Annotated in this window: 17 protein-coding genes; 14 read left to right on the forward strand and 3 right to left on the reverse strand. The window is 56.2% G+C overall.

Annotated features, from left to right (window positions below; genetic code table 11):
• Nucleotides 1-43 precede the first annotated feature (43 nt).
• Genes deoC through HMPREF2891_RS09050 form a run of 4 tightly spaced genes read left to right on the forward strand, consistent with a single transcriptional unit; the run spans nucleotide 44 to nucleotide 3967 of the window.
• Nucleotides 44-739 (forward strand): deoxyribose-phosphate aldolase, encoded by a 696-nt coding sequence (gene deoC / locus HMPREF2891_RS09035; protein WP_070618520.1) that lies wholly within the window; start codon nucleotides 44-46, stop codon nucleotides 737-739.
• A 2-nt stretch (nucleotides 740-741) separates the two neighbouring features.
• Nucleotides 742-2262 (forward strand): xylulokinase, encoded by a 1521-nt coding sequence (locus tag HMPREF2891_RS09040; protein ID WP_070665135.1) that lies wholly within the window; start codon nucleotides 742-744, stop codon nucleotides 2260-2262.
• Nucleotides 2263-2303: 41 nt separating this feature from the next.
• Complete coding sequence (locus HMPREF2891_RS09045; protein WP_070665137.1) at nucleotides 2304-3191, forward strand: class II fructose-bisphosphate aldolase; 888 nt, start codon at nucleotides 2304-2306, stop codon at nucleotides 3189-3191.
• On the forward strand, nucleotides 3191-3967 hold the full coding sequence (locus tag HMPREF2891_RS09050; RefSeq protein ID WP_070618512.1) for an HAD-IA family hydrolase: 777 nt from the start codon (nucleotides 3191-3193) through the stop codon (nucleotides 3965-3967). Before HMPREF2891_RS09045 ends, HMPREF2891_RS09050 begins: the two co-directional genes overlap by 1 nt.
• Nucleotides 3968-4037: 70 nt before the next feature.
• Here HMPREF2891_RS09050 and HMPREF2891_RS09055 read toward each other — a convergent pair whose 3' ends face one another.
• Nucleotides 4038-6416, reverse strand: a complete 2379-nt coding sequence (locus HMPREF2891_RS09055; protein WP_070665139.1) for a glycoside hydrolase family 3 protein — start codon at nucleotides 6414-6416, stop codon at nucleotides 4038-4040.
• Between the two features lie 355 nt (nucleotides 6417-6771).
• Between HMPREF2891_RS09055 and HMPREF2891_RS09060 the strand changes: the two genes are divergently transcribed.
• Nucleotides 6772-10542, forward strand: coding sequence for a prealbumin-like fold domain-containing protein (locus tag HMPREF2891_RS09060; RefSeq protein WP_070665141.1), 3771 nt, complete (start codon nucleotides 6772-6774; stop codon nucleotides 10540-10542).
• 121 nt (nucleotides 10543-10663) lie between these two features.
• On the opposite strand, the gene HMPREF2891_RS09065 is transcribed toward HMPREF2891_RS09060, so the two are convergent.
• Nucleotides 10664-11095, reverse strand: a complete 432-nt coding sequence (locus HMPREF2891_RS09065) for a cupin domain-containing protein (protein ID WP_070665143.1) — start codon at nucleotides 11093-11095, stop codon at nucleotides 10664-10666.
• 126 nt (nucleotides 11096-11221) lie between these two features.
• Here HMPREF2891_RS09065 and dcd point away from each other — a divergent pair, with 126 nt between their 5' ends.
• Nucleotides 11222-11833, forward strand: a complete 612-nt coding sequence (dcd, locus tag HMPREF2891_RS09070; protein WP_070665145.1) for a dCTP deaminase — start codon at nucleotides 11222-11224, stop codon at nucleotides 11831-11833.
• Nucleotides 11830-13062, forward strand: a complete 1233-nt coding sequence (locus HMPREF2891_RS09075; RefSeq protein WP_070665147.1) for a hypothetical protein — start codon at nucleotides 11830-11832, stop codon at nucleotides 13060-13062. Before dcd ends, HMPREF2891_RS09075 begins: the two co-directional genes overlap by 4 nt.
• A 34-nt stretch (nucleotides 13063-13096) precedes the next feature.
• Here the strand turns inward: HMPREF2891_RS09075 and HMPREF2891_RS09080 are convergent, their stop codons facing one another.
• A complete protein-coding gene (locus HMPREF2891_RS09080) occupies nucleotides 13097-15427 on the reverse strand; it encodes a (Fe-S)-binding protein (protein WP_070665149.1) in 2331 nt (776 codons plus the stop codon).
• A 116-nt stretch (nucleotides 15428-15543) separates the two neighbouring features.
• On the opposite strand from HMPREF2891_RS09080, the gene HMPREF2891_RS09085 reads away from it, so the two are divergent.
• From HMPREF2891_RS09085 to purF, 7 genes are read left to right on the forward strand one after another with little or no spacing between them, the layout of a single operon-like run.
• Nucleotides 15544-18456 carry a Na+/H+ antiporter subunit A gene (locus HMPREF2891_RS09085; RefSeq protein WP_261666864.1) on the forward strand — a complete coding sequence of 971 codons (2913 nt, stop codon included), beginning with the start codon at nucleotides 15544-15546 and terminating at the stop codon, nucleotides 18454-18456.
• The gene (locus HMPREF2891_RS09090) at nucleotides 18453-18953 is read left to right on the forward strand and encodes a Na(+)/H(+) antiporter subunit C (RefSeq protein ID WP_070665153.1); all 501 of its coding nucleotides are present in this window, start codon (nucleotides 18453-18455) and stop codon (nucleotides 18951-18953) included. The genes HMPREF2891_RS09085 and HMPREF2891_RS09090 overlap by 4 nt, the downstream gene beginning before the upstream one ends.
• Nucleotides 18950-20857: a Na+/H+ antiporter subunit D gene (locus HMPREF2891_RS09095; RefSeq protein WP_070665155.1), complete on the forward strand. Its 1908-nt coding sequence runs from the start codon at nucleotides 18950-18952 to the stop codon at nucleotides 20855-20857. Before HMPREF2891_RS09090 ends, HMPREF2891_RS09095 begins: the two co-directional genes overlap by 4 nt.
• Nucleotides 20850-21392, forward strand: a complete 543-nt coding sequence (locus tag HMPREF2891_RS09100) for a Na+/H+ antiporter subunit E (protein WP_083311331.1) — start codon at nucleotides 20850-20852, stop codon at nucleotides 21390-21392. The genes HMPREF2891_RS09095 and HMPREF2891_RS09100 overlap by 8 nt, the downstream gene beginning before the upstream one ends.
• Nucleotides 21389-21868, forward strand: a complete 480-nt coding sequence (locus HMPREF2891_RS09105) for an MrpF/PhaF family protein (protein WP_052038778.1) — start codon at nucleotides 21389-21391, stop codon at nucleotides 21866-21868. Before HMPREF2891_RS09100 ends, HMPREF2891_RS09105 begins: the two co-directional genes overlap by 4 nt.
• Nucleotides 21861-22304 carry a monovalent cation/H(+) antiporter subunit G gene (mnhG, locus tag HMPREF2891_RS09110; RefSeq protein ID WP_070665159.1) on the forward strand — a complete coding sequence of 148 codons (444 nt, stop codon included), beginning with the start codon at nucleotides 21861-21863 and terminating at the stop codon, nucleotides 22302-22304. Before HMPREF2891_RS09105 ends, mnhG begins: the two co-directional genes overlap by 8 nt.
• 37 nt (nucleotides 22305-22341) lie before the next feature.
• Complete coding sequence (gene purF / locus HMPREF2891_RS09115) at nucleotides 22342-23850, forward strand: amidophosphoribosyltransferase (protein ID WP_070665162.1); 1509 nt, start codon at nucleotides 22342-22344, stop codon at nucleotides 23848-23850.
• Nucleotides 23851-23857 lie beyond the last annotated feature (7 nt).

Here is a 23857-nt window from a genome sequence, read left to right on the forward strand (position 1 = left end):
GCACCTCCTTTCGGTGCGTTTTTGGACTTCAAGGGAGAAGATCATGGAGCTAACAGTTCCCCAATACGCGAAACACTTTGACATGGCTTTGCATCTGCAAAGTTCCACCGAAGATGACATTAGGAAGCATGCGCAAACCGCGAGGGACGCGGGAGTGGCAGCATGCTACACGAACTCATTCTGGACTCCCGTGGTCGCGGATGTTCTGAAGGGTAGCGATGTGCGAGTCGGCACCGCTATTTCCTTCCCGTACGGCTGCACGTCAACCGCAATGAAGTTTGCGGAAATTGAGGAAGGCCTTGAGCTAGGCGCGACCGCCGTTGACATGGTGGTCAACATTGGCGCAGTTCATGACGGCAATTACTCATTGGTCGAAAAAGAACTCGTTGGTCTTGTGGATCGCTGTAAAGACAAGGCAATTACAAAGCTTATTTTTGAAGTTGGGTTCCTTACCGATGAACAGATCGCCGATCTAACTAAGTTGTGCTGCGAAGTTGGCATTGACTATGTGAAGACGGCTACGGGTTCCGAGGCTTTCCCGTCCGAGCACCAGATTCGGATCATGAAGGAGAACCTCTCTGGAGACAAGACAAAACTGAAGGTTTCGGGCGTTCCGAGGACCTTCACCATGCCGGCCACACTATGGATGATTGAGAAGCTCGGCGTCTCGTTGATCGGTACGCGTAGCGCCGCACGCCTCGTTAAAGAATACGAGGAATACCTCAAGAGGGGGTACTAGAAGTGGCCGAAACGTATCTTGTTGGAATAGATGCAGGAACAACGGGATGTAAGACCGTTGTATTCGATCTTGACGGCAATGCCTTGGGCTCTGACTATCGGGAGTACCCCTCTCGATTCCCGAAAGAGGGGTGGGTAGAGCAAACATACGACGACATTATTCCGCCACTTGTAGATTCCTGTCGTGTTGCGATCAAAAAATCGGGAGTCAAACGTGAGCGCATCGCTGCAGTGGCATTCTCCTCGCAAGCCCCACTTCTGACGATGCTTGATGAAGAAGGCTTCTTGATGAGGGACTTCGTGTCCTGGCAAGATCTACGCGGAGCGCCGTACATTAAGGAGTTGCGCGAGGCCTATGGAAGCGAAAAGTACTACCAGGAGACTGGTGACCCGCTCAACACGAACTCTGCTGCGCCTAAATGGGCTTGGCTGAGGGATAACGAGCCGGAGAACTTTGAGCGCGCCCGCTGGCTTCTATCAGAGCAAGAGTACTTGCTCAAAATTTGGGGTGCTGAGGATTACTGGACGGACCTGTCATCCGCATCGCGCGAAGGCATGCTGGATGTGAATGAGGCTGAGTGGTCAAAGCCTATTCACGATTTGGTGGGAATTCCCCTAGAGAAGCGTGCGAAGCTATCCAAGGTTCCAGGACAAGTCGTAGGCACTGTTACCGGTGACATTGCGCTTAGGGCAGGATTGCCCGACGGGGTAGCCCTGTGTGTAGGCGGGCACGACCAAAACTGCTGTACTTTCGGAGCTGGTGCCATCAAGGGCGGGGACACCGCCATGGTTATGGGAACGTTTGGCTCTTGTTACGTGGTGATGGACAAGCCAATGCGCGATCCAAAGCGCAAACTCATTGTGAAGCCCAACCACGGTATGCCGAACTGGACAATTGAAGCGTTCTCTAACACTTCTGCCTCGGCGTTCCGCTGGTACAGGGATACTTTCTGTCAGCTTGAGACCGCTTCTGGTCAGGTTGTTGGAATTGATCCGTATGACCTGTTGACTCGTGAGGCGTCGCGCTCGCCTATTGGCGCGTCCGGCGTTACGTTCCTCCCGTACCTTGCGGGTGCGGCAGGTGCTCGTCAGAACTCTGATGCTCGCGCCAACCTATTTGGTATGTCGCTTTCGACGAATAAGAACGACATTGCGCGCGCGGTCCTAGAGGGAATTTGTTTCGAGATGAGAGACATCCTGAACGCGCAGGAAGCTGCTGGAGTTGAAGTGGGCACTATTCGCCTGGTCGGTGGTGCTGCAAACTCAGAATTCTGGAGCCAGATGCTTGCAGACTCGTTGGGGCATCCGATCGAGATTCTGAGTTCGAATCAAGCGGGTTGCCTCGGTGCTGCTATGTACGCCGGCGTGGGCGTGGGCGCATATGAGGATTGCGAGGATGCTGCGGAACGTGCTGTTAAGGTTTCGGCGCGCTATGAGCCGAACCCTGATGTTGCCGCTGAGTACGATAAGGCATTCGAAAAATTTGTTGAATGCTACGACTCCCTGGACGGTAATCTGTTTTAGGAGGAGCCTCGCTTGAGAGGCGTCAAACAAGGAGGTTTGTTGTGAAGTTTTCATCACTGCTCGAGGTGTGTAACTCGGCGCGCGAAGGCGGCTACGCAGTTCCTGCTATTAACGTGGTTGATGAGAATTCTCTCCGCGCTGTCGTTGACGCGGCGCAAGAGTGTAAATCGGCGGTTATTCTGCAATTGTCGGTAAAGACAGTTCGGCAGTGGGGCTTGCAACAGATAACGAGCGCAGCTGAAAATGCTTCTGCTGGAGTATCGGTTCCGGTGGTTTTGCATCTAGATCATTGTCCGGATATTGACCTTTGCAAAGAGGTAATTGATGCCGGATGGTCGTCAGTGTTGATGGATGTCTCTGCTCTTCCCGATGAGCAAGTGGAACCGGTTTTGAGTGAAATCTGTTCTTATGCTCATGAACGCGGTGCAACGGTAGAGATTGAAGTCGAGAACATCCTAGGTGTCGAGGACGGCGTGGGCACTGATGAGGTGCTCCGCTCATGCACAGTCGATGAACTAGTTGATATTGCAAAACGCACTGGAGCCGATCTGCTCGCTCCGCAGTTGGGTACGGCTCACGGGCTGTATAAGTCCGATCCGGTACTCCAGCCTGAGCGCGCGGGAGAATTTGCAGCTCGTACTGATATTCCGATCGTTTTGCACGGGGGCACTGGGCTTAGTGACGCAGATTTCGCCACGTTTATTGAGGCCGGTGTTTCTAAGATCAACATTTCAACAGATTTGAAGGTTGCTTACATTGAGGCAGTTCAGAGGTTTGTAACCGAGAATTTTGATCCTAGTTGTGGGTCGATCGGCATCGATAGTTGGAAATCTAAGGAACCTTTGGCCTTGATTCAGGCGCAACACGATGCGGTTAGAGACATGGCTAAACGGTATATGAGGATCTTTCAATCTAAAGGACGTGCGTGATGGCTACGCTTAAAGGAATTTTGTTTGACTGCGACGGTGTTCTAGCCGAGACAGAACGCGATGGACACCGGGTTGCGTTTAACAACACGTTTGAGAAATTCGGGCTTCCATTTAGGTGGCAGCCTGAAGAATACGCTGAGTATGTGAAAATCGGGGGTGGAAAGAACCGCATTCGCAACTATCTGGATCAGCGAGATTGGGATTTCCCTGACCTGCCGGAGTCTGAAGCTGAGCGACAGGACTATGTAAATTCTTTGCATAAGTCCAAGTCCGAGTCGTTTATCGAAATAGTAGATTCTGGGAAGCTGCCTGCCCGCCCAGGTGTTAGGCGACTGATTCAAGAAGCACTTGAGAACGATCTTACGGTGGCTGTGGTGTCATCTTCGGCTGTGGCATCCGTAGAGAAGGTTCTGCTACACGTTGTAGGCGAAGAGATGGCTGCAAAAATTCGGGTGTTCGGCGGTGAGCATGTCACGAATTCTAAGCCTGATCCTGAGTTGTACTTGTACGCACTTGGCGAGTTGGGACTCAACCCAGAAGACGTGGTGGTTGTCGAAGACACGAGGATTGGTTGCCTGGCTGGCACTCGAGCGGGCTGCAAGGTGCTTATTACACCATCGCACTACTCTCATAACGAGGATTTCGAAGGTGCAACCGCGATTGTGTCCTGCTTGGGAAGTAAGGAAGAGCCCGCAAAACTTCTTAAGGGTTCTCCCGAAATTCTCGATGAGCAACTTGTTACCGTGGGGACTCTACGCAAAATGCTTGAACGCTAGTGTTTACGTGTTGACGTAACACGTATAAACGTTGTGCCGGCCCTACTTCCGGGGGCCGGCACAACGTTTTCTATTTTGCGCTCAGGGTTGCGTATCGCATTTTGAGGAAGTCGAGCACTCGCACCGCGCTACGTTCAGCCTCGCCGCGCGTCAAGGTGCCGGTCTCCAAGCATTCGAATACGGAGTCTTCCCGAGTGGTGCCTTGGTGCACGTCGCCTCCAGGCATCAGCACGTCCACGCCCGCCCGCACGCGATACGCCGAATCGTACACGCCCGCAAAGTTCGGGTCCGGAGCCATCCGCATCCACCAGTCCGTCATCACCGCACCGCGGTAACCCCATTCGCCGAAAAGTACGGTCTGCACCAGGTCGTAGTGGTAGTGGCCCCACACCCCATTGATCTTGTTGTAGGACGTCATGATGAAATGCGGGCTGGCGTCCTTCACCACCATCTCAAAACCGCGCAAATAGATTTCGCGCAGCGCGCGTTCGGACACGCGCGAATCGTTGTAAATGCGGTTAGTTTCTTGGTTATTGACCGCAAAATGCTTCGGACATGCGCTGCGTCCCCGACTTTGGATACCCCGCACAATCGCGGCGCCAAAGCTGCCCGTGATCAGTGGGTCTTCCGAATAGTATTCAAAGTTTCGCCCGCACAGCGGATCGCGGTGAATGTTCATACCTGGGCTCAAAATGATGTCGGAGCCCAGCCGAGCCATTTCTTCCCCATGCAAAGCCGCCATTTGCTCAATCAGCTGCGGATCCCAAGTGGAGGCCAGTGCCGTCCCGCATGGAAGAAGCGTGGCGGCCGCATTCAAACGCAGCCCGGACGGGCCGTCCGTGGTGATTGCGGGAGGAACCCCCTTAGCGCGCAAAGCCTGCGTCACTCCGCCTAAAGCCCCCGCGTTGCCCGGCGCTCCCAGCGGCGAGTTCATGGTCACGTCACCGTAAGTCAGATCAGCGAGGTCTCGATTAGACAGCGACGCCGCAAAAGCAGCGGTAGAAACGCGCCCGGCCAAGACGTCTTCGAAACGCGCATTTTCGGCGCTCGCGGGATTGCCAGAGGACTTCGGTAAACGCTGCGTGACGCGCCCGGCCAAATCAACTTCGCTCATCGGAACAGGCGCGAGCTTCACAGAATCCGAGCCCGCCTCGCGAACGTAGCGGTCAAACGCAACGACGGGAGCCGCGGCCTGCTCCAACCGCTCCAAAACGTTTCGGTCAAACTGCACGTTGCCGATCTCGCGCGCCTCACGCACATCATTTCCGAGGAAGAGGGCGTAGTTGCCTTCCTCCAAAACCCAACAGTGGCTGGTGTCCCGGTCCGCCTGGTCATCGTAAACCGTGAGGTTGCGTAGCGCCGCGGTGATGGTGAACTGCGCGCTCTCGCCCGGAGCGAGGTCAGGGGAGCGCCAAAATCCTACGAGTTCCCGCTCGGGCGCCCCGTTCAATAGGCCCGGTTTGCGCACGTACAGTTGCGCCACCGCACAGGACCTCGCTGATCCAGTGTTCGTAACGGTTGCGGATACGCTCACGCCCTCGTCGCAAATCTGAATGGTTTGGCCGGAATACTCATGCGTTGAATAACCCAGGCCGAATCCAAACGGGTACTGCACTTTTTCTTTGGCAAACGTTTCAAAGTAGCGGTAGCCAACGTAAATGTCCTCAACGTAGGTGTTCGCATCCAGATCGCCAAAGTGTTCGTGGCTGGGGTAGTCCTCGTAGCGGTATGCGATCGTGTCGGTTAGGCGCCCGGCCGGCTCCAGCTCGCCAACCAAGATTCTCGCGATTGCGCGCGCCCCTTCTTGCCCGCCAGCCCACGCCAGTAGCAGGCCATCAACGTCTTGCTCTTCCGCCCACGCCAAGTCCATGACGTTGCCGGTCACGACGATTGCAACGGTACGAGCGAACGCCTTATTCACCCGCTCTAGTAGGGATCTCTCGTCATTAGTGAGGTAGTAGGAGCCCTCCTGTAGCAAAGAGTCGCAGTCCTCACCGGCTGCGCGCCCTATAACCACCAGGGCCGTGTCGCAGCGCGATGCGGCGGCCTCAATGTCCGTATCCGGCATGGGCATCTCGTCAAACGAGAGCGGCCACTTCCCCCACTCTTCGCCCGGATCTACGGGGTTTGCCGCGCACCACTGCTCATACTGGCCGGCCAGGTCAGCATCCACAGCAACTCCGAGTTCGCGCAGCGAGTCCGTCAGATTCGTAACGTAGGGTGGGTTCACGTCGCCGCCTGAGCCGTAGCCCACCGCAATCCAATCGCGGGCCACGCGCCCAAAAACTGCCAGCGGCTTGCCTTCCTCCAAGGGCAAAACTGCGTTGTTACGCAGGAGCGTGGCTCCTTTGGCTGCCGCTATTCCAGCGAGTTCAGCGAGTTTCGGATTCAGACCGGCTCCATCGCCCGATGCTCTAGTGGAAGTTTGCGAGAGGATTTCGTTTGTCATGATCTGCCTTTCAAAGCCAGAACCGGGCCATCTCGTTATCTTGCGCTTGAGTTTACCAGCGCGGTTTGTGGTCGCAGAGGCGTTAGTTCACCGGTAGATAGTGGCGAAATGCCGGAGGAGCCACGCGAGTTAAACGTTCGTTTCCAAAAGGTGAGTAATTTAGGACCAATGTCGCGCATTTTGCCCCGCGCAAAAAGAATGAGGAATAGACTACGCGAAGGTGCATATTCTGACGCCAGGACGCTATTGGCGGTGTGGAGGAGACATGTTGTTACGCCGATCCAGAATCTTATTGGGTTTTATCGTTATGTCTATATTGCTGGGGTTGTCGGGGCTTCTTATCCCTGGATCCTCGATGGCTAATGCAGCAGACGGAAAGGATAAGACCAGTGCCGTTACGGTGACTAGCAAAGTCGTTACGCAAGACGGCAAGGAGCTGGGTGACACCATTGATCCTGAGAAACCTTTTGAAATCCAGATGGATTTCAAATTCTCCGTCATAAAAAATGAGCAACTCAATACTCCGGCGCTTGCGAACGGACTTACCGAAGACACGCAAATCGACGACGGTGACTTTGCAGTTTTCAACCTGGGCAAGAACTTTAAGCCGAAAGATCCCTCCGGAACGAAAGTTCCCGTTCGTATTAAGGCGCCGGGCACTGAAGATGACGAAAAACAAATCGGCACTATTACTCTCACCCAGGGTAGTGACCGGAGTGTCACCGCTAGGATGGATTTCCACAGCGACGAGTTCAATTATGAAACGGACGGCCGCAGAGACGTTGCCGTCACCTTTACGGGCGAGTTTTCAGCTGCCGCTGGTGAAGGAAGTGAGCCGGGCTCGCAGCAGGATGTAGTGAAAATTTTCGACAAGGAATACAAGCTTCCCAAGGTTGTTGAAGAGATCAGCTACGACTTCACTAAGAAGGGCGGAATAGTAGATCCGGCCAAACGCGATGAAATCCTTTGGACGGTTGAGGTAAACAAGAAGTCGAACACTGGCAAGAACCTCGCTGGCGAGAAGTTCACCGACGATTTAAGCGAAGTTGGCGAGTACGTCCAGGACTCGTTCACAGTAAACGGGGCGAAACAGGCTCCCGTCTTTGAGGCGAAGACTCTTACCTACGAGTTCCCTGAAGATTTTGGCCAGCCCAAGGCGACCGTAACATTTAAGACTAAGGTTGCAGACCCTAAGACTCCTGAAGTCAAAAACTTGGCTAACCTTTCCTACTCGCACGAAGATTTGAAGACCGCTGAAGCAAAGGTCCCGGTCTACCAAAAACCAAAAATCTCCAAGAGTTTTTCGGGAGTTGAGGTAAATAAAGACACGGGCGAGAAGGCGATGATCTGGACTATTCTGGCCGGAACGCCGTACTTCGACTACGGGCCAGCATGGATTGGCGATATCCTCAGTACGGAGTTAGACAGCCAGAAAGCTCCGATACGTCAAGAGCTAACGGTCGAGCACAGCCTTTCCGGCAAAGATAGCGAATGGAAGACTGTGCCCAAGGAGAACATCGAAACTTTGAGCGAGGACGCCGCCAAGGATTTCCCAGGTTTTCCTGCTGACAAGAATGCGCCCTGTCCTGACACGTCAAAATACACAAACGAAGTGTACGATCTCGGTCTTGGCTGGCATGCAGGAACCCGAGAAGCTACCCCAGAGTCAAAGTATAAAGAGCTGCAAAACCACTGGATGTTCGTTAAAGACCTTAATGGGCAGTACCGTTTTACGGTAAAACTTATTTTTGATAAGGACGATGAGGTCGGAAAGCTTCAAAACGACGCGGAGATTCATACCTGTGGTGACGTGATCTTCCCGGTGACCCCGCCGGTTTACAGCGGTGAAGCAACTATCACCAAGAAAGCGTTGAAGACGTACGAGAATGATGTCTTGAACCAGGGGAATATTCCTTGGAGTATCACGACCGACTTCTCCAAGATATTCCCGTCTGAACACCGCTACGTCTATGAGCTGTTCTACTACGGCTCAGAAAAAGATTATAAGAATGAAACAGGGTTAAACGTTAAAGACGTTGCTCTGCCAGAGGGAACTCTAGAGGCGCTCTTGAAGGGTGATAAGGGAGAGCCTTTCGTTAACTTCAACCAGAGTTATCTGGACGGTTCACTCGAACCCGGGGAGGGCGATAACCTAGCGGCAAAGACGTTCCCACTCTTGAATGAAGGCGGGAAGCAGATTGGCGAGCTGGTTCAAATCAGTGGTTTCACCGAGGTGAAGTCGTACACCTTCAAGCTAAAAACCCACGTGCGTGATTTGCTGGACCTAATGGGTGAATCCGGCTCCTATTCAAAGACGTACAAGAACACCGCTGCTTTGGTAACCGGCAAGGGTGATTCTTTGAAGGCTTTGAAGTCTTCGGCCAAGTACGAGCTTGAAGGTCGGCTACTTGATAAGTACACGATTGAGTCCGATACGGATCTGAACAACATAGATAACGTTTCCAAGAACGGTTGGAACAGCAGCTATCGTGACTATATAACCGGTATTCCATTGGTTGATGAGACAAAGACCTTTAACTACAAAGATCGGACCGCGCTGTTCCGGATCGATGTTAACCCGACGGGCCTCAAGTTCTCCGAGTATGCAAAATCGGTGGGAGCCTCAGACAAATGGGTTTCAAAGAACTGGTCGGTCACAGACGTGTTGCCTGAGGGCTTGTCACTTGTGCCACTGACTAAGGGTGGGTCAGATTATTTCGCGATCTACGAGGCAGATCCGATTACCCCTGGCTTCATCGACCACGGTGGCGTAACGGTAGCTGATAGCACTGATTTTGTAACCTTTATGCCATCGGCTAGGGCTAAAAAGAAGGTGACGGCAGACGAAGCGAAAGTGACGTTTGATAAAGACAAACTCACTTGGAACTTCTCTGAATATGACGGCACTCCTTATTTCATTATCGTCAAGGCGCAGATGAATGAGGAAGTCTTTAGCACGCTTGTTAAGAATGCCGCACAGTCTAAGTTTGAAACATACCGGAATAAGGTTTCTCTCAAGGCTGATGACAAGAACCTGGCCAATGATGGTGCTGATTTGAAGATCAAACCGTATTTGCTCACTAAGGAAGATCCGAAGGTGAACGGTTCTAAGCTAGATTGGACGTTCACTTACAAGCCGTTTGATCAAGATTTCAAGGATGTTGTAATCGAAGATGAGCTCGATAAGAACATCGCGATCTCGCTTGACGAGGAGGGCCAGCCGAATCTTGATGATTTCAAGGTGAGAAGGTCAAACGAGTTGCTAGAAAACGGCGACTACAAGAACTTGACCAAGGCAGAGGACGGCAAAGAGGACTCGGCCGTTGTGAAGCTTGTCAAGGGAGATCCTAAGGATGGCGAGGTCGGAATTTCGTATGATGCCGCCACGCATAAGATCCTCTTCAAGCTACCGAACACGCCGGCTGAAACTAAGCCGTATGCCTACAAGGTTGAATACCCAACCATGTTGCGCATAGTAAACCCGGACGCAGAGAAGATTGTGAACAAGGTGAAGGCGTTGGCAAGCAACGTCACGCCGGAAGCAAGCGGCGAAGGCAGTATTGACGCGCAAAAGTATGCTGCGTTTGCCACTTTGAAAGGCATGCCATACGTCGCTTTGAAGAAGGTGGACAACAAGGGCACCGCTCTCTCTGGAGCAGTATTCAGCTACGAGGATGCGGAGGGCAACACCGTTACAACGGTCAGTGATGGTGACGGTATGGTCTATGCAGTGAACCTGCCAGAAAAGACCGTTGAGATCACGGAGCTGAAAGCTCCCGAAGGTTTTGTGAAGCTTTCACAACCTATCGTTATTGGGATTGTAGAAAAACCCTACACAGTGGAATCTGGTTTGACACAGGTAAAGGGTGAGGGGTCATTCGACAATCCGTTCGAGGTTCCAAATGAGGTCAAGCCAGAAGAGCCTACCAAGCCGTCTGAGCCAAGTGAACCAAGTGAGCCCAGTGAGCCGGGTAAGACAACGCCGCCTAGCTCGCCCTCGCGAACCACTGGTAAACCAGGAACTGGACTGTCTAAGACGGGCGTTTCAAATGCTACGTTGCCGCTCGGCATTGCCGCGCTGGTGTTGCTAGCAGCTGGAATCGTGGTGGTGCGCAGAACGCACTAACACCGGTCAAATAGTGGGTGCGATGGGCAAATGCCCATCGCACCCACTATTTGTTTAGTTAAGCGCCTGCCTAAAGCCCCTCACCGTTTTGGCTAGTAGCCGCTCTAGCAAGCGCCTCGGCTCAGTGCTCGTGCGGATCCGCCTCGGCATCCGCCTGCGTCTTGTGCACCGTACCGGGCAAATGATCTGCCGGGCCATAAATGGTGTACAGCTTCAACGGCTCCTCGCCAATGTTTGTCACGTTGTGCCAAGCTCCTGCCGGAACAAAAATCGCGAAGTCGTCCTCAACTTCCTTCACGAAGTTCAGGTCATCCTTGGACGGGCCCATCTCGCAGCGGCCCTTACCCTGCTCGATACGCAGGAACTGGTCCGTGTCCTCGTGAACCTCAAGGCCAATGTCGCCGCCAACCGGAATCTCCATGACGGTCAGCTGAATGTGCTCACCCGTCCACATGGTTGTGCGGAAATTCGTATTATCAAGAGTTTCCTTCTCAATATCGATCACGTAAGGCTTCTTGCCCTGATCATCAAACTGGCCAGCGTACTCGGTCATCGTCTACCCCTTCCTTCAAGTCAGACTGTAACGAAATACACACCATCTATCTTAGTTCCACCCTGTAAAAGACGCAGAAGATCTAAGCGCTACCACGCCGCCTCGTTTTCATGGGAAAATGAAGGCATGCTGCTAAGTGATCGTGACATTCGAGCCCGCATTGACGCCGGCAAAATTGCCCTCGACCCGTGGGATCCAAACATGGTGCAACCAGCCTCCATCGACGTTCGGCTGGACCGCTACTTCAGGCTGTTCAACAACCACAAGTACCCGGTAATCGACCCGGCCGCAGACCAATCGGAGCTCACCAGCCTCGTGGACGTGGGTAACGAGCCCTTTGTGCTCCACCCCGGAGAATTCGTACTTGGCGCAACCTACGAGCAGGTCACGCTTGCCGATGACATCGCCGCACGTCTCGAAGGCAAATCATCACTTGGCCGCCTGGGGTTGCTAACGCACTCCACAGCAGGGTTCATCGACCCCGGCTTCACCGGGCACGTCACCCTGGAACTATCTAACACTGCAACCATGCCGATCCTGCTCTACCCGGGCATGAAGGTTGGCCAACTCTGCTTCTTCCAACTGTCTTCGCCGGCCGAAGCCCCATACGGCAAGGGCGCGCGCGGATCACGCTACCAGGGCCAGCGCGGCCCCACCGCCTCCCGGTCGCATCAAAACTTCGAACGCGTGCAGATTGCGCAAAGCCCTCACATTGAAGGAGATGTGCAGGTTCTATGAGCAAGTCTGAGCGTGTCCCAATCGCCGAGCGGCTCGCGCAACTAAACCAATCCAACACGCTTCCGCGCGAAACCACACCCACGTCGGCGGATTCCCTTGCCACGCAGGCAATGCCAGACCTCGCCACCCAAGTGAACGCCACGCGGGCCCGCGCCCTAACCGTCACGGCGGCGGGCGAGCTCAACGCCGTAGAACACGGCGCATCCGTTGACATGCCTGTTATCACGTTCGAGGACGCCAAAATCCTGAGCCCCAAAGACGCGGAAGGCAAACACCTTCTGGTCACCGGGGATGACGTGGACCCGCGCGAGCTTGAGGCCCTAGCCGTTTCTATTTCCGAGGATGCCGGCTGGCTTGCGCCCGGCCTGCTCCGCCTCACCGAAGGTGCCACCCTGTCAGGCCCCTGGCGCATCACCAAAACAGAACGCGCACTGCTTAACACGCCCGCCCGCATGGAGCAGGCGTGGATCGTAGATGTGCCCGCTGTTCGCACCAGTGCTGCCCCGGACTTCCTCATGCACACGGACCCGCTCGCGCGCGCCTTCCCAGACGGCATGCCGGCGGGTAAAGAGTTCGAAGTTCTAGCCGGCCTTATCCGCATCGCCAGACGCCTTGCCGGAGCTGTGAACGCCGCTCCCTCGCGAATCAACATAGAACCTGACGCGGACAGTGCGGTGGACATGATGGTTTACGCGCCCAGGTGGGTGGATGAGGAAGACCTCACCGCGCTGCTACGTCCGTATCTGCCCGACATCGTGAACGGGTTGGAAGAAGCGAAGCTGGCGCCCATCGATTCGGCGCAGCGCGTGCAAACGCGGGAAGAAATCGCGAAAAAGATCAACATTCCTGAAGACGAGTTGGTGCGCATCGCTGAAATCGCGCAGAAAGCCGACAGGAAGGCTGCGGCCGAGGGATTTGTTGTGCGCGGTTACTCGCTGATCGCATCCGTGGGGAACACCTCGCGAGTGCACATTACCGTTGCTCCCGCGGATTTCACGCCCTCCGTTCTGCGCTTCGAGCAGTGGCCGCAGGGCAGCGCCATCGAGTACGGGGTCCGCTGGATCATGCCCGAGGTTTACCGGGATAAACTTATGCGGCCCGGCCGCGCGCTACGCTTTGAACGCAACCGCGTCAAAGACCAGATTGAGCTGATCGCCAGCCTTATCGCAAGGTCTACTGCCGGATACATGCTGGACGAAGACCAGTTCTTGATCTCCGACCCAGAGTAGGGGCGTTCACGAATAGGGGCGCTCGCGGGCGAGGCTACTTGGCCGCCTCTTCGGTTTCGCCCCTGCGCACGGCATCTAGCATCAGTACGGCAACGTCCTTGATCTCAATGCCCTGCTGCGCGCCTGCGGGAGTGGGCGTGGAGCCCAGCATTTGTGAGCAGAACGGGCATGCCGTTGCAATAACCTCTGCGCCCGTCTGCCCGGCCTCGTCCACGCGCGCCTGCGAGATACGCACGCCCCGGGTTTCTTCCATCCATGCCCTGGCGCCGCCCGCACCGCAACACATTGCGCGCTCGCCCGAACGCGGCATTTCTATAACCTCAAGAGCGGGGTCAGAGCCGAGCAGAGTGCGCGGCGCCTCGTAAATCTGGTTGTGGCGACCCAAGAAGCATGGATCGTGATAGGTGATTTTGCGGCTTTCTTCGCCCGGCTTTGGCGGCATGGGAGTGAGGGCGCCTTCGCGAACCAGGCGGTTCAACAGTTGCGTGTGGTGTACAACTTCGAATGTGCCGCCAAGTTCGGGGTATTCGTTAGCGATCGTGTTAAAGCAGTGCGCGCAAGAGACCACGATTTTTTTCACGTTCGATTCGTTCAGCGTCTCGATAGCCTGCTGCGCGAGCATTTGGAACAACAGCTCGTTGCCGGCCCTGCGCGCCGGATCGCCCGTACACGTCTCCGCGTTACCCAGCACCGCGAACTTCACGCCCGCAACGTGCAGCAGCTCTGCGATTGCCCGCGTTGTTTTCTTCGCCTGATCGTCGTAGGCGCCCGCGCAACCAACCCAGAACACCCAGTCAACTTCGCTGGCGTCCTCCACGTCCTCACCTATGACGGGCACGTCGAACTCTAGGTCCTTAGCCCATTCCAGGCGCTTGCGCGGCGCCTGGTTGTACGGGTTGGCCTTCGTCTCCAGCGAACGGAACGGGCGCGCTAGTTCGCGGGGGAAGGCGGACTCCATCAGCACCTGGTGGCGACGCATTCCCAAGATCGTGTCCAGGTGCTCAATGTCAACGGGGCACTGGTCCACGCACGCGCCGCACATCGTGCAGTCCCACAGCGCGTCCTCGCAAACTACGTCGCCAACCAGCGGGCCGGCTTCCATTGAAACGCCGGTTTCGCCCGTGTTTCCAGACGCGATTAGGGCTTCTAAAACGTCGGGGGTGTGCGCGGTGTTAGGAACATTTGAATCGACGAGGACGTTGCCTTCCTTATCTTTGGTGTAGGCCTTGTCTCCGAGGGCTTCCATCTGTTCGACGGCGGCCACGTGGTCGCGCAGGGACAGGGTGAGAAGCTTCGGAGATAGGGGTTTGCCGGTATTCCACGCGGGGCAAAGCTCTTGGCAGCGGCCGCACTCGGTGCAGGTCATGAAGTCTAGGCGCTGCTTCCACGTTAGGTCTGCAAGAGTGCCGGTGCCGAGCGTCGCGTCATCATCTAGCTCATCAAGCTGTTCTTCGCTCAGAAGCGGAGCCCCCTCCACAGTGAGTGGCGAAGCCGCACCCAGGGTTTTGGAACCGTCGACGTTGCGGCGCGCATAAATATTGATGAGAGCGAGGAAGCGGTGCCATGCCACACCCATGCTGGTCTGCACGCCAACCACGGTCATCCACGCCATGGAGATCATGACTTTGAGGAATGACAGTACGGCTATCGAGTTGAGGAGGGCGGCGCTGGACATGCCGGCCAGGGCGTTTCCGAGCCATGCGGTGGTGGGGTAGTGCAGGGCCGTGGCATAGGCGGGGTTCAGGATTAGTTGGCCGCCTTCGTCGGTTACGCCGTTGATTGCTGCCGCGTAGTCGAGGGCGCGCAGGCCAATCACTGCGAGCACCACGGTCAGCACTACGAACTCAACGAAGTATGCCTGCCAGCGCGTGGATCCAAGGAACCTCGATGCTAGTGAGGTGGCTTGGCCGGTGCGGGTTTCACCTTCTGCTTCGTTGTTACGGCCGGAGCCGGACACAAGACGCAAGGTGATAAGGCCGATGATGCCAATGAGACTGGTCCATGCGAATAGTTCAACGATCCATTCCCACAGGGGAAAATGGTCGATTGAGCCCAAGGAGAATGAGGGCGCGCGAAGTTTACCCATGCCGGTAGCAAGAGTGAGCGCCAGGATAGGGAAGGAGAGCATGACGAACCAGTGCGCGATGCGAACGCCGGGCCGGCCACGGAACTCGCGGTGGCTCAGCACGGTTTTGATGGTCATCCACAGGCGCGGGCCAATCGGGCGGAGACGGCCGGGTGCGCTCTGACCGGTGGCAACGCGCTGGTACATGACTATGAGGGCGCGAACGAAGGTCAAGATCGCGACGATGGTCGCGATGACGGCGATCGCAAAAAGGGTTACGCGCAAGGTTGCAGGGGTCATGGCCTTCGCTCCTTCACGGTTTAGGGCATGTCCGTATTATCGCTTTATTGCGCCGCCGTCTCAAAAATTCGCTAGTCTGATTCTGGCTATAAGCCAGTTAGCCGCTTTCGTTGCGAGTGAGGACAGTTTTGGTCACGATTTTGCTTCTTCATGCGTTGGCGGCTTGTCTTGCCCCGTTGCTCGGGCGAAAGTTGGGGCGAAATGTCCTGTTCCTAACCGCTTTGGCGCCGCTTAGTGCGGTGGTGTGGGCGCTTTCGTACACGAGGGAGGTGTTCACTTCTCCTCCGCAGTTTGTGTGGAATTGGGTGGGCGAGCTCTCTTTGGCAGTGGTGTTCAGGCTGGATCCACTGTCGTGGTTGATGACGCTGATTGTGAGTGGCGTTGGCACGCTGGTGATGCTGTATGCGGCTCGCTATTTCAGTTCTAATGCCGCTAGTTTGGGCCGGTTCTCTGCGATTTTCACAGCGTTCGCGGCGGCGATGCTCGGCCTTGTGACGGCTGACCATTTGCTTATTATTTATTTGTTTTGGGAACTGACCACGGTATTTTCTTACCTGCTGATCGGTCACCATTTTGATAATCGTCCCGCTCGTGCGGCTGCCCGCCAATCTATTCAAGTCACCGGCTTTGGCGGCCTCGCGATGTTTGCCGGTTTTGTGATGGTGGCAGAGGCCCCGGGTGGCTCTTACGCGGTTCACGTGCTGGTAGAAAATGCTCGCACTGGTGTGCTCGATGTCGGTTCGGCACAGGTGATTGTGGCTGCCTTGCTGATCATTTTGGGTGCGAGCACCAAGTCGGCATTGGTGCCGCATCATTTTTGGCTCCCGGGCGCGATGGCAGCCCCCACGCCTGTGTCTGCGTACTTGCACGCGGCTGCGATGGTGAAGGCCGGCGTGTATTTGATTGCGCGTTTGACGCCGGGCTTTACAAATGTGCCGGGCTGGTCCCCGATAATAGTGGCGCTCGGTCTTGCCACTATGCTCCTTGGCTCGTATCGCGCGTTGCGGCAGTTCGATCTGAAGCTGGTGCTGGCCTATGGCACGGTGTCTCAGCTGGGTTTGATGAGCGCGGCAATGGCTTACGGCACGGCCGCAACTTACGCGGCGGGCATTGCGATGTTGGTGGCGCACGCCGTATTTAAGTCGGCGTTGTTCATGAGCGTTGGTTTGGTAGAGAAGGCCACGGGCACGCGCGATTTGCGTGAGCTTAACTGTCTGTACAAGCATCAGCCGGTGCTGGCAACGTCCGCCGCGGTGCTCGCGCTTTCAATGGCTGGCGTGCCGCCTCTGCTGGGTTTCTTGGGTAAAGAGGCGTTTATTACCAGTTTGTTTGAGGGAACTGGTGCGGGTTGGGCCGCGAGCATCGCACCCCATTCGGCAGGAGCGAGCCTTGATGTTACTGCCTTGGTGATTTTGACGCTCGGTTCGGTGCTTACTGTCGCGTACTCGTGGCGCTACTGGTGGGGAGCATTTGGACGCAAACGCATCAAGATTGAGATGGATAACTCGCAGCTACCCGCCCTCACGCTGATCCCGGTGGTGGGGTTGGCGGTGGCTTCCTTCGTCGCAATCCAGCCGGCGTGGCTCCAAACTTTGACGGAGTACATTACCGAGGGAGGAGTGGGCGAGCCACACATCGCGCTCTGGTCCGGGCCCGGGCCCGCACTGATCACGGCAGTGATTCTGGCCGGAGGTGTGTGGATGGCATGGCAGCGCCCCCGCATTGCGCGTATTCAGAGGCGTTTGGCTCCTAAACACCTGCATATTAGCGAAATCTACAGGTGGCTAATGCTGGAGTTGGAACACTTCGCATCGCTCATCACCTCTTTGTTCCACCGCGGTTCTTTGCCGTGGGATATAACCACGATCTTCGCTGTATTCGCAGCGGCAGTTGGTTTTGGCCTGGTCGAGGTCGGCCAATCCGAACTCAATCTGCGTTTATGGGATTCGGCTACGCAGGTCGGAATTGTGGCGCTCGCGGGTGTGGCTGCGTTTGTGGCGGCGAGGTCGCGTTCGCGTATTAACGCGGTGTTGGCGCTCGGCGTGGTGGGCACCGCGATTTCGCTGCTTTACATGACGTATGGCGCCCCGGATTTGGCGCTTACGCAAATGCTGGTCGAGGTTGTCTCCCTGGTTGTGTTCGTTCTGGTGTTGCGTTCCTTGCCGCAGAACTTCTCGGTGCGTTCGTTCGCGATTTCCCGTTGGGCGCGCATAGGTTTGGCCGGCGTTTTAGGAATCGTGGTCACGGGCGCAACTATCGTGGCTACTCAGGCTCGCGTTGCGGAACCTATTTCTAACTTGATCCCTGCGGAAGCTTACTCGTTTGGTGCAGGTAAGAACGTGGTGAACGTGATCTTGGTGGACACGCGCGCGTGGGATACGGTTGGTGAGCTTTCGGTCCTTCTAGTGACCGCTACGGGCGTGGCGTCGATGATTTATCTGGTGCGTCGTAGCTCAACGTTGGAGCGCGAGAGGCCTAAGACGCCCGGCGCGTGGTTGCCGGCAATTTCGATGCTGTCGGCGCGTTCGCGCTCGCTGCTTCTTGAGGTTGGCACGCGGGTTTTGTTCCCCACGATGCTGGTTGCTTCCCTGTGGTTGCTCTGGGTGGGTCACAACAATCCGGGTGGCGGTTTTGCGGGCGGTGTCCTCGCGGGCATTGCGTTCACGTTGCGTTATATGGCAGGAGGCCGGTTCGAGCTGCGTGAGGCCAGCCGCGTGAATCCAGGTGCGCTGCTGGGCTTTGGCCTGTTCACTGCAACGGTTGGTGCGGTGATGCCGCTGGCATATGGAAACACGGTTTTGGAGTCTACGGAGATTGACCTCAGTTTCGGCGTGCTCGGCAATGTCCACTTCACGTCGGCACTGATTGTGGACGTGGGCGTGTACCTACTGGTTGTGGCGGTTGTTTTGGATTTGGTGACGGCCCTTGGTGGCCAGGTGGATAAGGATCGCGCGGAGGCCGAGCAGGCGCAGGTGAAGAACAAGATGCCTGCGGGCGCGCTTAGCGACGTGAGGAGGGAGCCAAAGTGAGTACTCCTTCCCTGGTTGTGGTGATTCTTGCGGGCGTGCTGGTTGCGGTGGGCGCTTACCTGGTTATGGAGCGCACGCTAACGCGCATCCTGATTGGTTTGGCGCTGATGGGGCACGGCGTGAACGTGCTGTTCCTCGCGGCGAGTGGCCGTTCAGCGCGTCCGGCTTTGCTTGGTGAGGACGTGGATCCAACGATCATGGCTGATCCGCTTCCGCAGGCGATGATGCTGACCGCGATTGTGATTGGCCTGGGTACTACCGCGTTTGGCATGGCGCTCGCGTACCGGTCGTGGCGTTTGTCTGGCCATGACGAGGTTGTTGATGATGTTGAGGATCGCCGGCTTGCGCGCAGGTTGGCGAAGGACCGTGTGGATGACTACGGGGTAGATGAGGTTACCGGTGAGGAAGATCCGCATCGCTTCTACGATGCGGAGGCCGTAGAGGATTCCGCGCCGGAGCCCGAGGACGGGCCTAGCCGAGGGGAGGGTGCCCGATGAACTGGATGCTCCCTATCCCCGTACTGCTGCCGCTATTGGCGGCGGGCTTTGCCCTTGTGTTTGTGCGCCGCCCGAAGTTGCAGCAGCTGATTTCGCTGGTGACGCTGACAACGGTGCTGGTGGTTGGCGTCATGCTGGCGGTAGCGGCAAACTCCGGTCCGGTGGTGCTCGACGTGGGTTCGTGGGCGGCGCCTGTGGGTATCACGCTGGTGGCAGACCGGTTGTCCTCGCTGATGCTTGTGGTTTCGCAGATTGTGACGCTCGCGGTGCTTGTGTATTCGCTGGCGCAGAATCTTGCGGATGAAGATCCGGATGTGCCGGTTGCGATCTACCACCCCACGTATTTGATTTTGATTGCGGGCGTTTCAAACTCGTTCCTAACGGGTGATCTTTTCAACCTGTACGTGGGTTTTGAGATTCTTCTTGCCGCCTCGTTTGTGTTGATCACGATTGGTGGTACGCGAGGTCGTATTCGTGCGGGCACGGTTTACGTGGTGGTTTCGCTGGTTTCGTCGGTGCTGTTCCTGATTGGTATTGGCCTGACGTATGCGGCTACGGGCACTGTTAATATGGCGCAGCTTTCCACGCGTCTTCGAGAGATTGATCCAAGTGTTGCACTTACTATCCAGCTGGTTTTGCTGGTGGCGTTTGGAATTAAGGCGGCAGTGTTCCCGCTTGCTGCTTGGCTTCCCAATTCGTACCCGACGGCTCCGGCGCCGGTAACCGCTGTGTTTGCGGGTTTGCTAACCAAGGTCGGCATTTACGCGCTGATTCGTTTGCAGGTGTTGTTGTTCCCCGGCGAGGGCGTGTCGGTACTCCTAACAGTTGTGGGTATAGCGACGATGATCGTCGGTATTTTGGGTGCGATCGCGCAGCACGATATGAGGCGTTTGCTGTCGTTTGTGTTGGTCTCTCACATTGGCTTCATGATTTGGGGCCTTGCTGTGGTGAACAAGGTGGGGCTTGCGGCGGCGATCTTCTACGCGGCTAACCACATTTTGGTTCAGACCACGCTGTTCTTGATTATTGGGCTGATTGAGCGTCACGAGGGCACCACGTCTTTGCGCGCTCTTGGGGGTTTGGCAAAAACTCATCCGATGCTTGCGATCATGTTCATGATTGCGGGGCTGAATCTCGTTGGTGTTCCTCCGTTTACGGGTTTCATTGGCAAGGTGGGGCTTGCGCAGTCGTCGGTGTTGCAGGGCCAGTGGGAAGGCTACGCGCTCCTCGCCGCCGGAATTATCACGTCGTTCCTGACACTGTATGCGCTTATCAAGGTGTGGAATTTCGCGTTTTGGCAGCCCAAGTCTGATACGCACGTGACGGATACTGATTTTGCTCAAGTGCGTGGGGCTAGGTATCAGAGGGCAACGCTACGCGCTGCCGAGGCAATCTCGCGGATTGCGGATTCAGATGACCGCATGCAGGTCCACTCTCGTACCCGAAGAGAGATGGAGGGGTCGGCTGTTACGCGCTTGATGTATGCTTCGGCGGCCTCGCTGATTTTGGTTATGTTTGCGATGACTGCGGGGGCGGGTCCGATCTACGCGTATGCTTCGAATGCTGCGCTTGATCAGATGGAGCGCTCCGCCTACTTGCACGCGGTATTGCAAGACGATGGCCGCGGGGCAGGTAAGTCGAAGTTCGCCGCCGCGGATGCGCCAAAGATTTTGCAAGATTATGCGAAGTCGGCGCAGGAGGATTTGATTCGGGATTACAGCCGTGACGGGCGCGAGCTGGAGCCAGAGAAGCGCCAGACCGGACAGGAGCTATGGCGTTACCAGTGGCATGCTCCGTTCATTCTTGACGAGAATAATGAGCACATTCAGAGCCACATTTTAGGTATGAAGTTGGCGCGAGATTATTCGGCGGCGTTCCCGAGGACGGGGCTGGCAAATGAGTAGGGTGAAAGCTTTCGCGTCAAAGCGGCTGTCGCTTTCTATGACGCTATGGTTGCTGGTCTTGTGGACGCTACTGTTCGCGAATTTCGATCCACTGGTGTTGCTGAGCGGCCTGCTGGTAGCGCTCTTTATCCAGCTGATTTTCCCTTTGCCGCGCTCGCGGTTTTTCGCAAACTTTCGGCTTCGCCAGGGTTTGATTCTTGCTGGCGTGTTCTTGGTGGACATGGTGAAGGCGGCAGTTCACGTTGCAAGCGTAGTTGTGACGGGTCGCGATTATGAGTGCGGGGTTGTGCGAATCGATTTGCGCAGTAGCGCGGATATTACGATGGCGGTTACCGCGGCGATGATCAATTTGGTGCCGGGCACAATCGTGGTTGAGTTGAAGCGTCGCGAGGGCATCATTTACCTACACGTGTTCGATCTTGAGGCCCAGGGCGGCGTTGAAGGCGTGAGGGCGGCTTCGCTGGCGCAGGAGGAACGCGTGTTGAAGGCACTGGCTTCTGCGCAGACGTTGGACACCGTGGGGGTGAAGCTGTGAGCACTTTGATAACGGTGATTTTGTTTGTTGCTCTGATGGCGATGATTGCAACCGCGTTTATGACTCTGGTGCGGCTGACATTGGGGCCGAGCATTATGGATCGGGCGGTTGCCTCGGATGTGCTTGCGGTGGCGGCTGCAGGAATAACGCTGGTGCTTGCGGTGCGAACGGATCGCACGGATGTGCTGGTGCTCGCCATCATGTTCTCGATGGTTGGATTCATGTATTCGGTAACGCTGGGACGTTTTTCGGAGCGCCCGCGCGATACTACGGACGCCGCTACTACGCCGGAGCAATTGCGCGCGCAGGAGGCGCGTTTGATGCGTGAGGCGCAAAGCGAGCTACACGCGGAGGAGCGTGAGGCAATCAAGGCGGCCCGCGAGGCGCAGGCTTCGAAACAGTCGGCTAAGAGCATCGCCGATGCGGGCGAGCGCGCGAAGAAGGCGTCGAAGAAGGCGAGTGAGAAGCATGATTAGTCTCGAGGCCGTGTGGGATCTGCTGGGCGCATTGCTTCTGCTCGGCGGTGCTTCGTTCATGTTGGTGAGCGGCGTGGGGTTGCTCCGTTTGCGCGATACGTATTCACGCATGCACGCTTCGGCAAAAACCCAGTGGTTGGGCGTGTTCTTGATGGCTACGGGTGCAGCTGTGTCTATGCGTTCGTGGCAGTGGGTTGCTGCAGCCTTGCTTATTGTCGCGTTGCAGACGGTGTCGTCGCCGATCGGTGCGCAGTTGATGGCGCGCGCAACGTATCGCAATCAGGAGTTTGAGGCAGCTGACCTGGTGGTTGATGAGTTGCTGGTTGATAACGAGCAGGCGGAGGCAATCGCGATTAAGCACCCGCGTTCGCGCGATGGTTTTGCTAGGCCAAAGGATTATCCAGATTTGGATTCGTCCACAACTGAGGCCGGTTGAGTCCATTTTTTGAAGCGCCCCGCAACTGGTTTTGTGAATGTGTAATGATGAGGGCGTGCGTGAAGATGAACTGCTGGATGCAGACTTTTCTGATTCGGATAAACCTAAAGATGAATGTGGCGTTTTTGGGGTGTGGGCGCCGGGCGAGGAAGTATCTCGCTTAACGTATTTCGGGTTGTACGCCCTCCAGCATAGAGGTCAGCAGTCGGCGGGTATTGCTGCTTCCGATGGTAAGAGCATCATGGTTTATAAGGACATGGGGCTCGTTTCGCAGGTGTTTAATGACGAGGCTCTTTCAACGCTTGAGGGGCATATGGCTATTGGGCACGTGCGGTACGCAACGAAGGCGGCGGCTGAGTGGAAGCATTCGCAGCCGATGTTGGGGCCTACTGCTACGGGTTCGATTGCGCTCGGTAATAACGGAAACGTGACGAATGCGTCCCAGTTGCGCGATTTGGCAAATAAGGTTTCGCATCGCCCGATTGACGATGACGCGACGGGCACGCAGATTATTACGGCGCTACTGGGTGGTTATGGCACTGAGAAGGGCTGTGAACAGCATCTGGGGGAGGGGCTGCAAACTGAACGCGGTTCGCTGATTGAGGCGGCGAAGAACGTGTTGCCGCGTCTTCAGGGTGGTTTCTCGATGGTGTTTATGGATGAGCGCACGCTGTATGGCGCGCGTGATCCGCACGGTTTGCGCCCGCTGGTTTTGGGCCGTTTGGATACGGGTTGGGTGCTTGCGTCCGAGACAGCTGCGCTCGATATTGTGGGCGCGTCGTTTATTCGCGAGGTGGAGCCGGGTGAGCTGATCGCGATTGATTCGGACGGTATGCGCTCGTTTAAGTTCGGTAAGGCTACTCCGCACGGCTGCGTGTTTGAGTACGTGTATATCGCTAGGCCGGATACGAGGATTGCGGGCAGGTCCATTAGTTTGGCGCGTCAAGAGATGGGCGCGGCGCTGGCTCGTGAGCATCCTGTGGATGCCGATTATGTGATTGCAACGCCAGAGTCTGGCACGCCTGCAGCGATTGGCTACGCGCAACAGTCCGGTATCCCCTACGCGCAGGGTTTTGTGAAGAACAGTTACGTGGGCCGCACGTTTATTCAACCTACGCAGAGTTTGCGCCAGCGCGGTATTCGGCTCAAGTTGAATCCGTTGCGCGACATTGTGCAGGGCAAGCGCCTGGTTGTGGTGGATGATTCGATTGTGCGGGGTAATACGCAAAGGCAGATTGTGAGGATGCTTCGCGAGGCCGGGGCAAGTGAGATTCACGTGCGTATTTCATCGCCGCCGGTGGGTTGGCCGTGTTTCTTTGGGATTGATTTCCCAACGCGGGCGGAACTGATTTCTTCGGTTATGGACGTGGACGCGATTTGTGAGTGGATCGGCGCGGATTCTTTAGGGTATTTGTCGCTGGAAGACATGGTTGCCGCGTCGGGACAGCCGGCCGATAGCTTGTGTTTAGCTTGTTTTAATGGACAGTATCCGGTGCCGGTTCCGCCGGGAACTCCGATTCCGGGTACACCTGGCGTGACTAAGTGAGGTTTTG

Origin of the sequence: Actinomyces sp. HMSC065F11 (assembly GCF_001813085.1) — a bacterium.
GTDB lineage: Bacteria > Actinomycetota > Actinomycetes > Actinomycetales > Actinomycetaceae > Gleimia > Gleimia europaea.

What these genes read in the sequence shown, in the direction of transcription:
- deoC (WP_070618520.1), top strand. Translation starts at nt 44, where the DNA reads ATGGAGCTAACAGTTCCCCAATACGCGAAACACTTTGACATGGCTTTG.
- HMPREF2891_RS09050 (WP_070618512.1), top strand. Translation starts at nt 3,191, where the DNA reads ATGGCTACGCTTAAAGGAATTTTGTTTGACTGCGACGGTGTTCTAGCC.
- HMPREF2891_RS09055 (WP_070665139.1), bottom strand. Translation starts at nt 6,416, where the DNA reads ATGACAAACGAAATCCTCTCGCAAACTTCCACTAGAGCATCGGGCGAT.
- HMPREF2891_RS09060 (WP_070665141.1), top strand. Translation starts at nt 6,772, where the DNA reads ATGGCTAATGCAGCAGACGGAAAGGATAAGACCAGTGCCGTTACGGTG.
- HMPREF2891_RS09065 (WP_070665143.1), bottom strand. Translation starts at nt 11,095, where the DNA reads ATGACCGAGTACGCTGGCCAGTTTGATGATCAGGGCAAGAAGCCTTAC.
- dcd (WP_070665145.1), top strand. Translation starts at nt 11,222, where the DNA reads ATGCTGCTAAGTGATCGTGACATTCGAGCCCGCATTGACGCCGGCAAA.
- HMPREF2891_RS09075 (WP_070665147.1), top strand. Translation starts at nt 11,830, where the DNA reads ATGAGCAAGTCTGAGCGTGTCCCAATCGCCGAGCGGCTCGCGCAACTA.
- HMPREF2891_RS09080 (WP_070665149.1), bottom strand. Translation starts at nt 15,427, where the DNA reads ATGACCCCTGCAACCTTGCGCGTAACCCTTTTTGCGATCGCCGTCATC.
- HMPREF2891_RS09095 (WP_070665155.1), top strand. Translation starts at nt 18,950, where the DNA reads ATGAACTGGATGCTCCCTATCCCCGTACTGCTGCCGCTATTGGCGGCG.
- HMPREF2891_RS09100 (WP_083311331.1), top strand. Translation starts at nt 20,850, where the DNA reads ATGAGTAGGGTGAAAGCTTTCGCGTCAAAGCGGCTGTCGCTTTCTATG.
- mnhG (WP_070665159.1), top strand. Translation starts at nt 21,861, where the DNA reads ATGATTAGTCTCGAGGCCGTGTGGGATCTGCTGGGCGCATTGCTTCTG.
- purF (WP_070665162.1), top strand. Translation starts at nt 22,342, where the DNA reads ATGTGTAATGATGAGGGCGTGCGTGAAGATGAACTGCTGGATGCAGAC.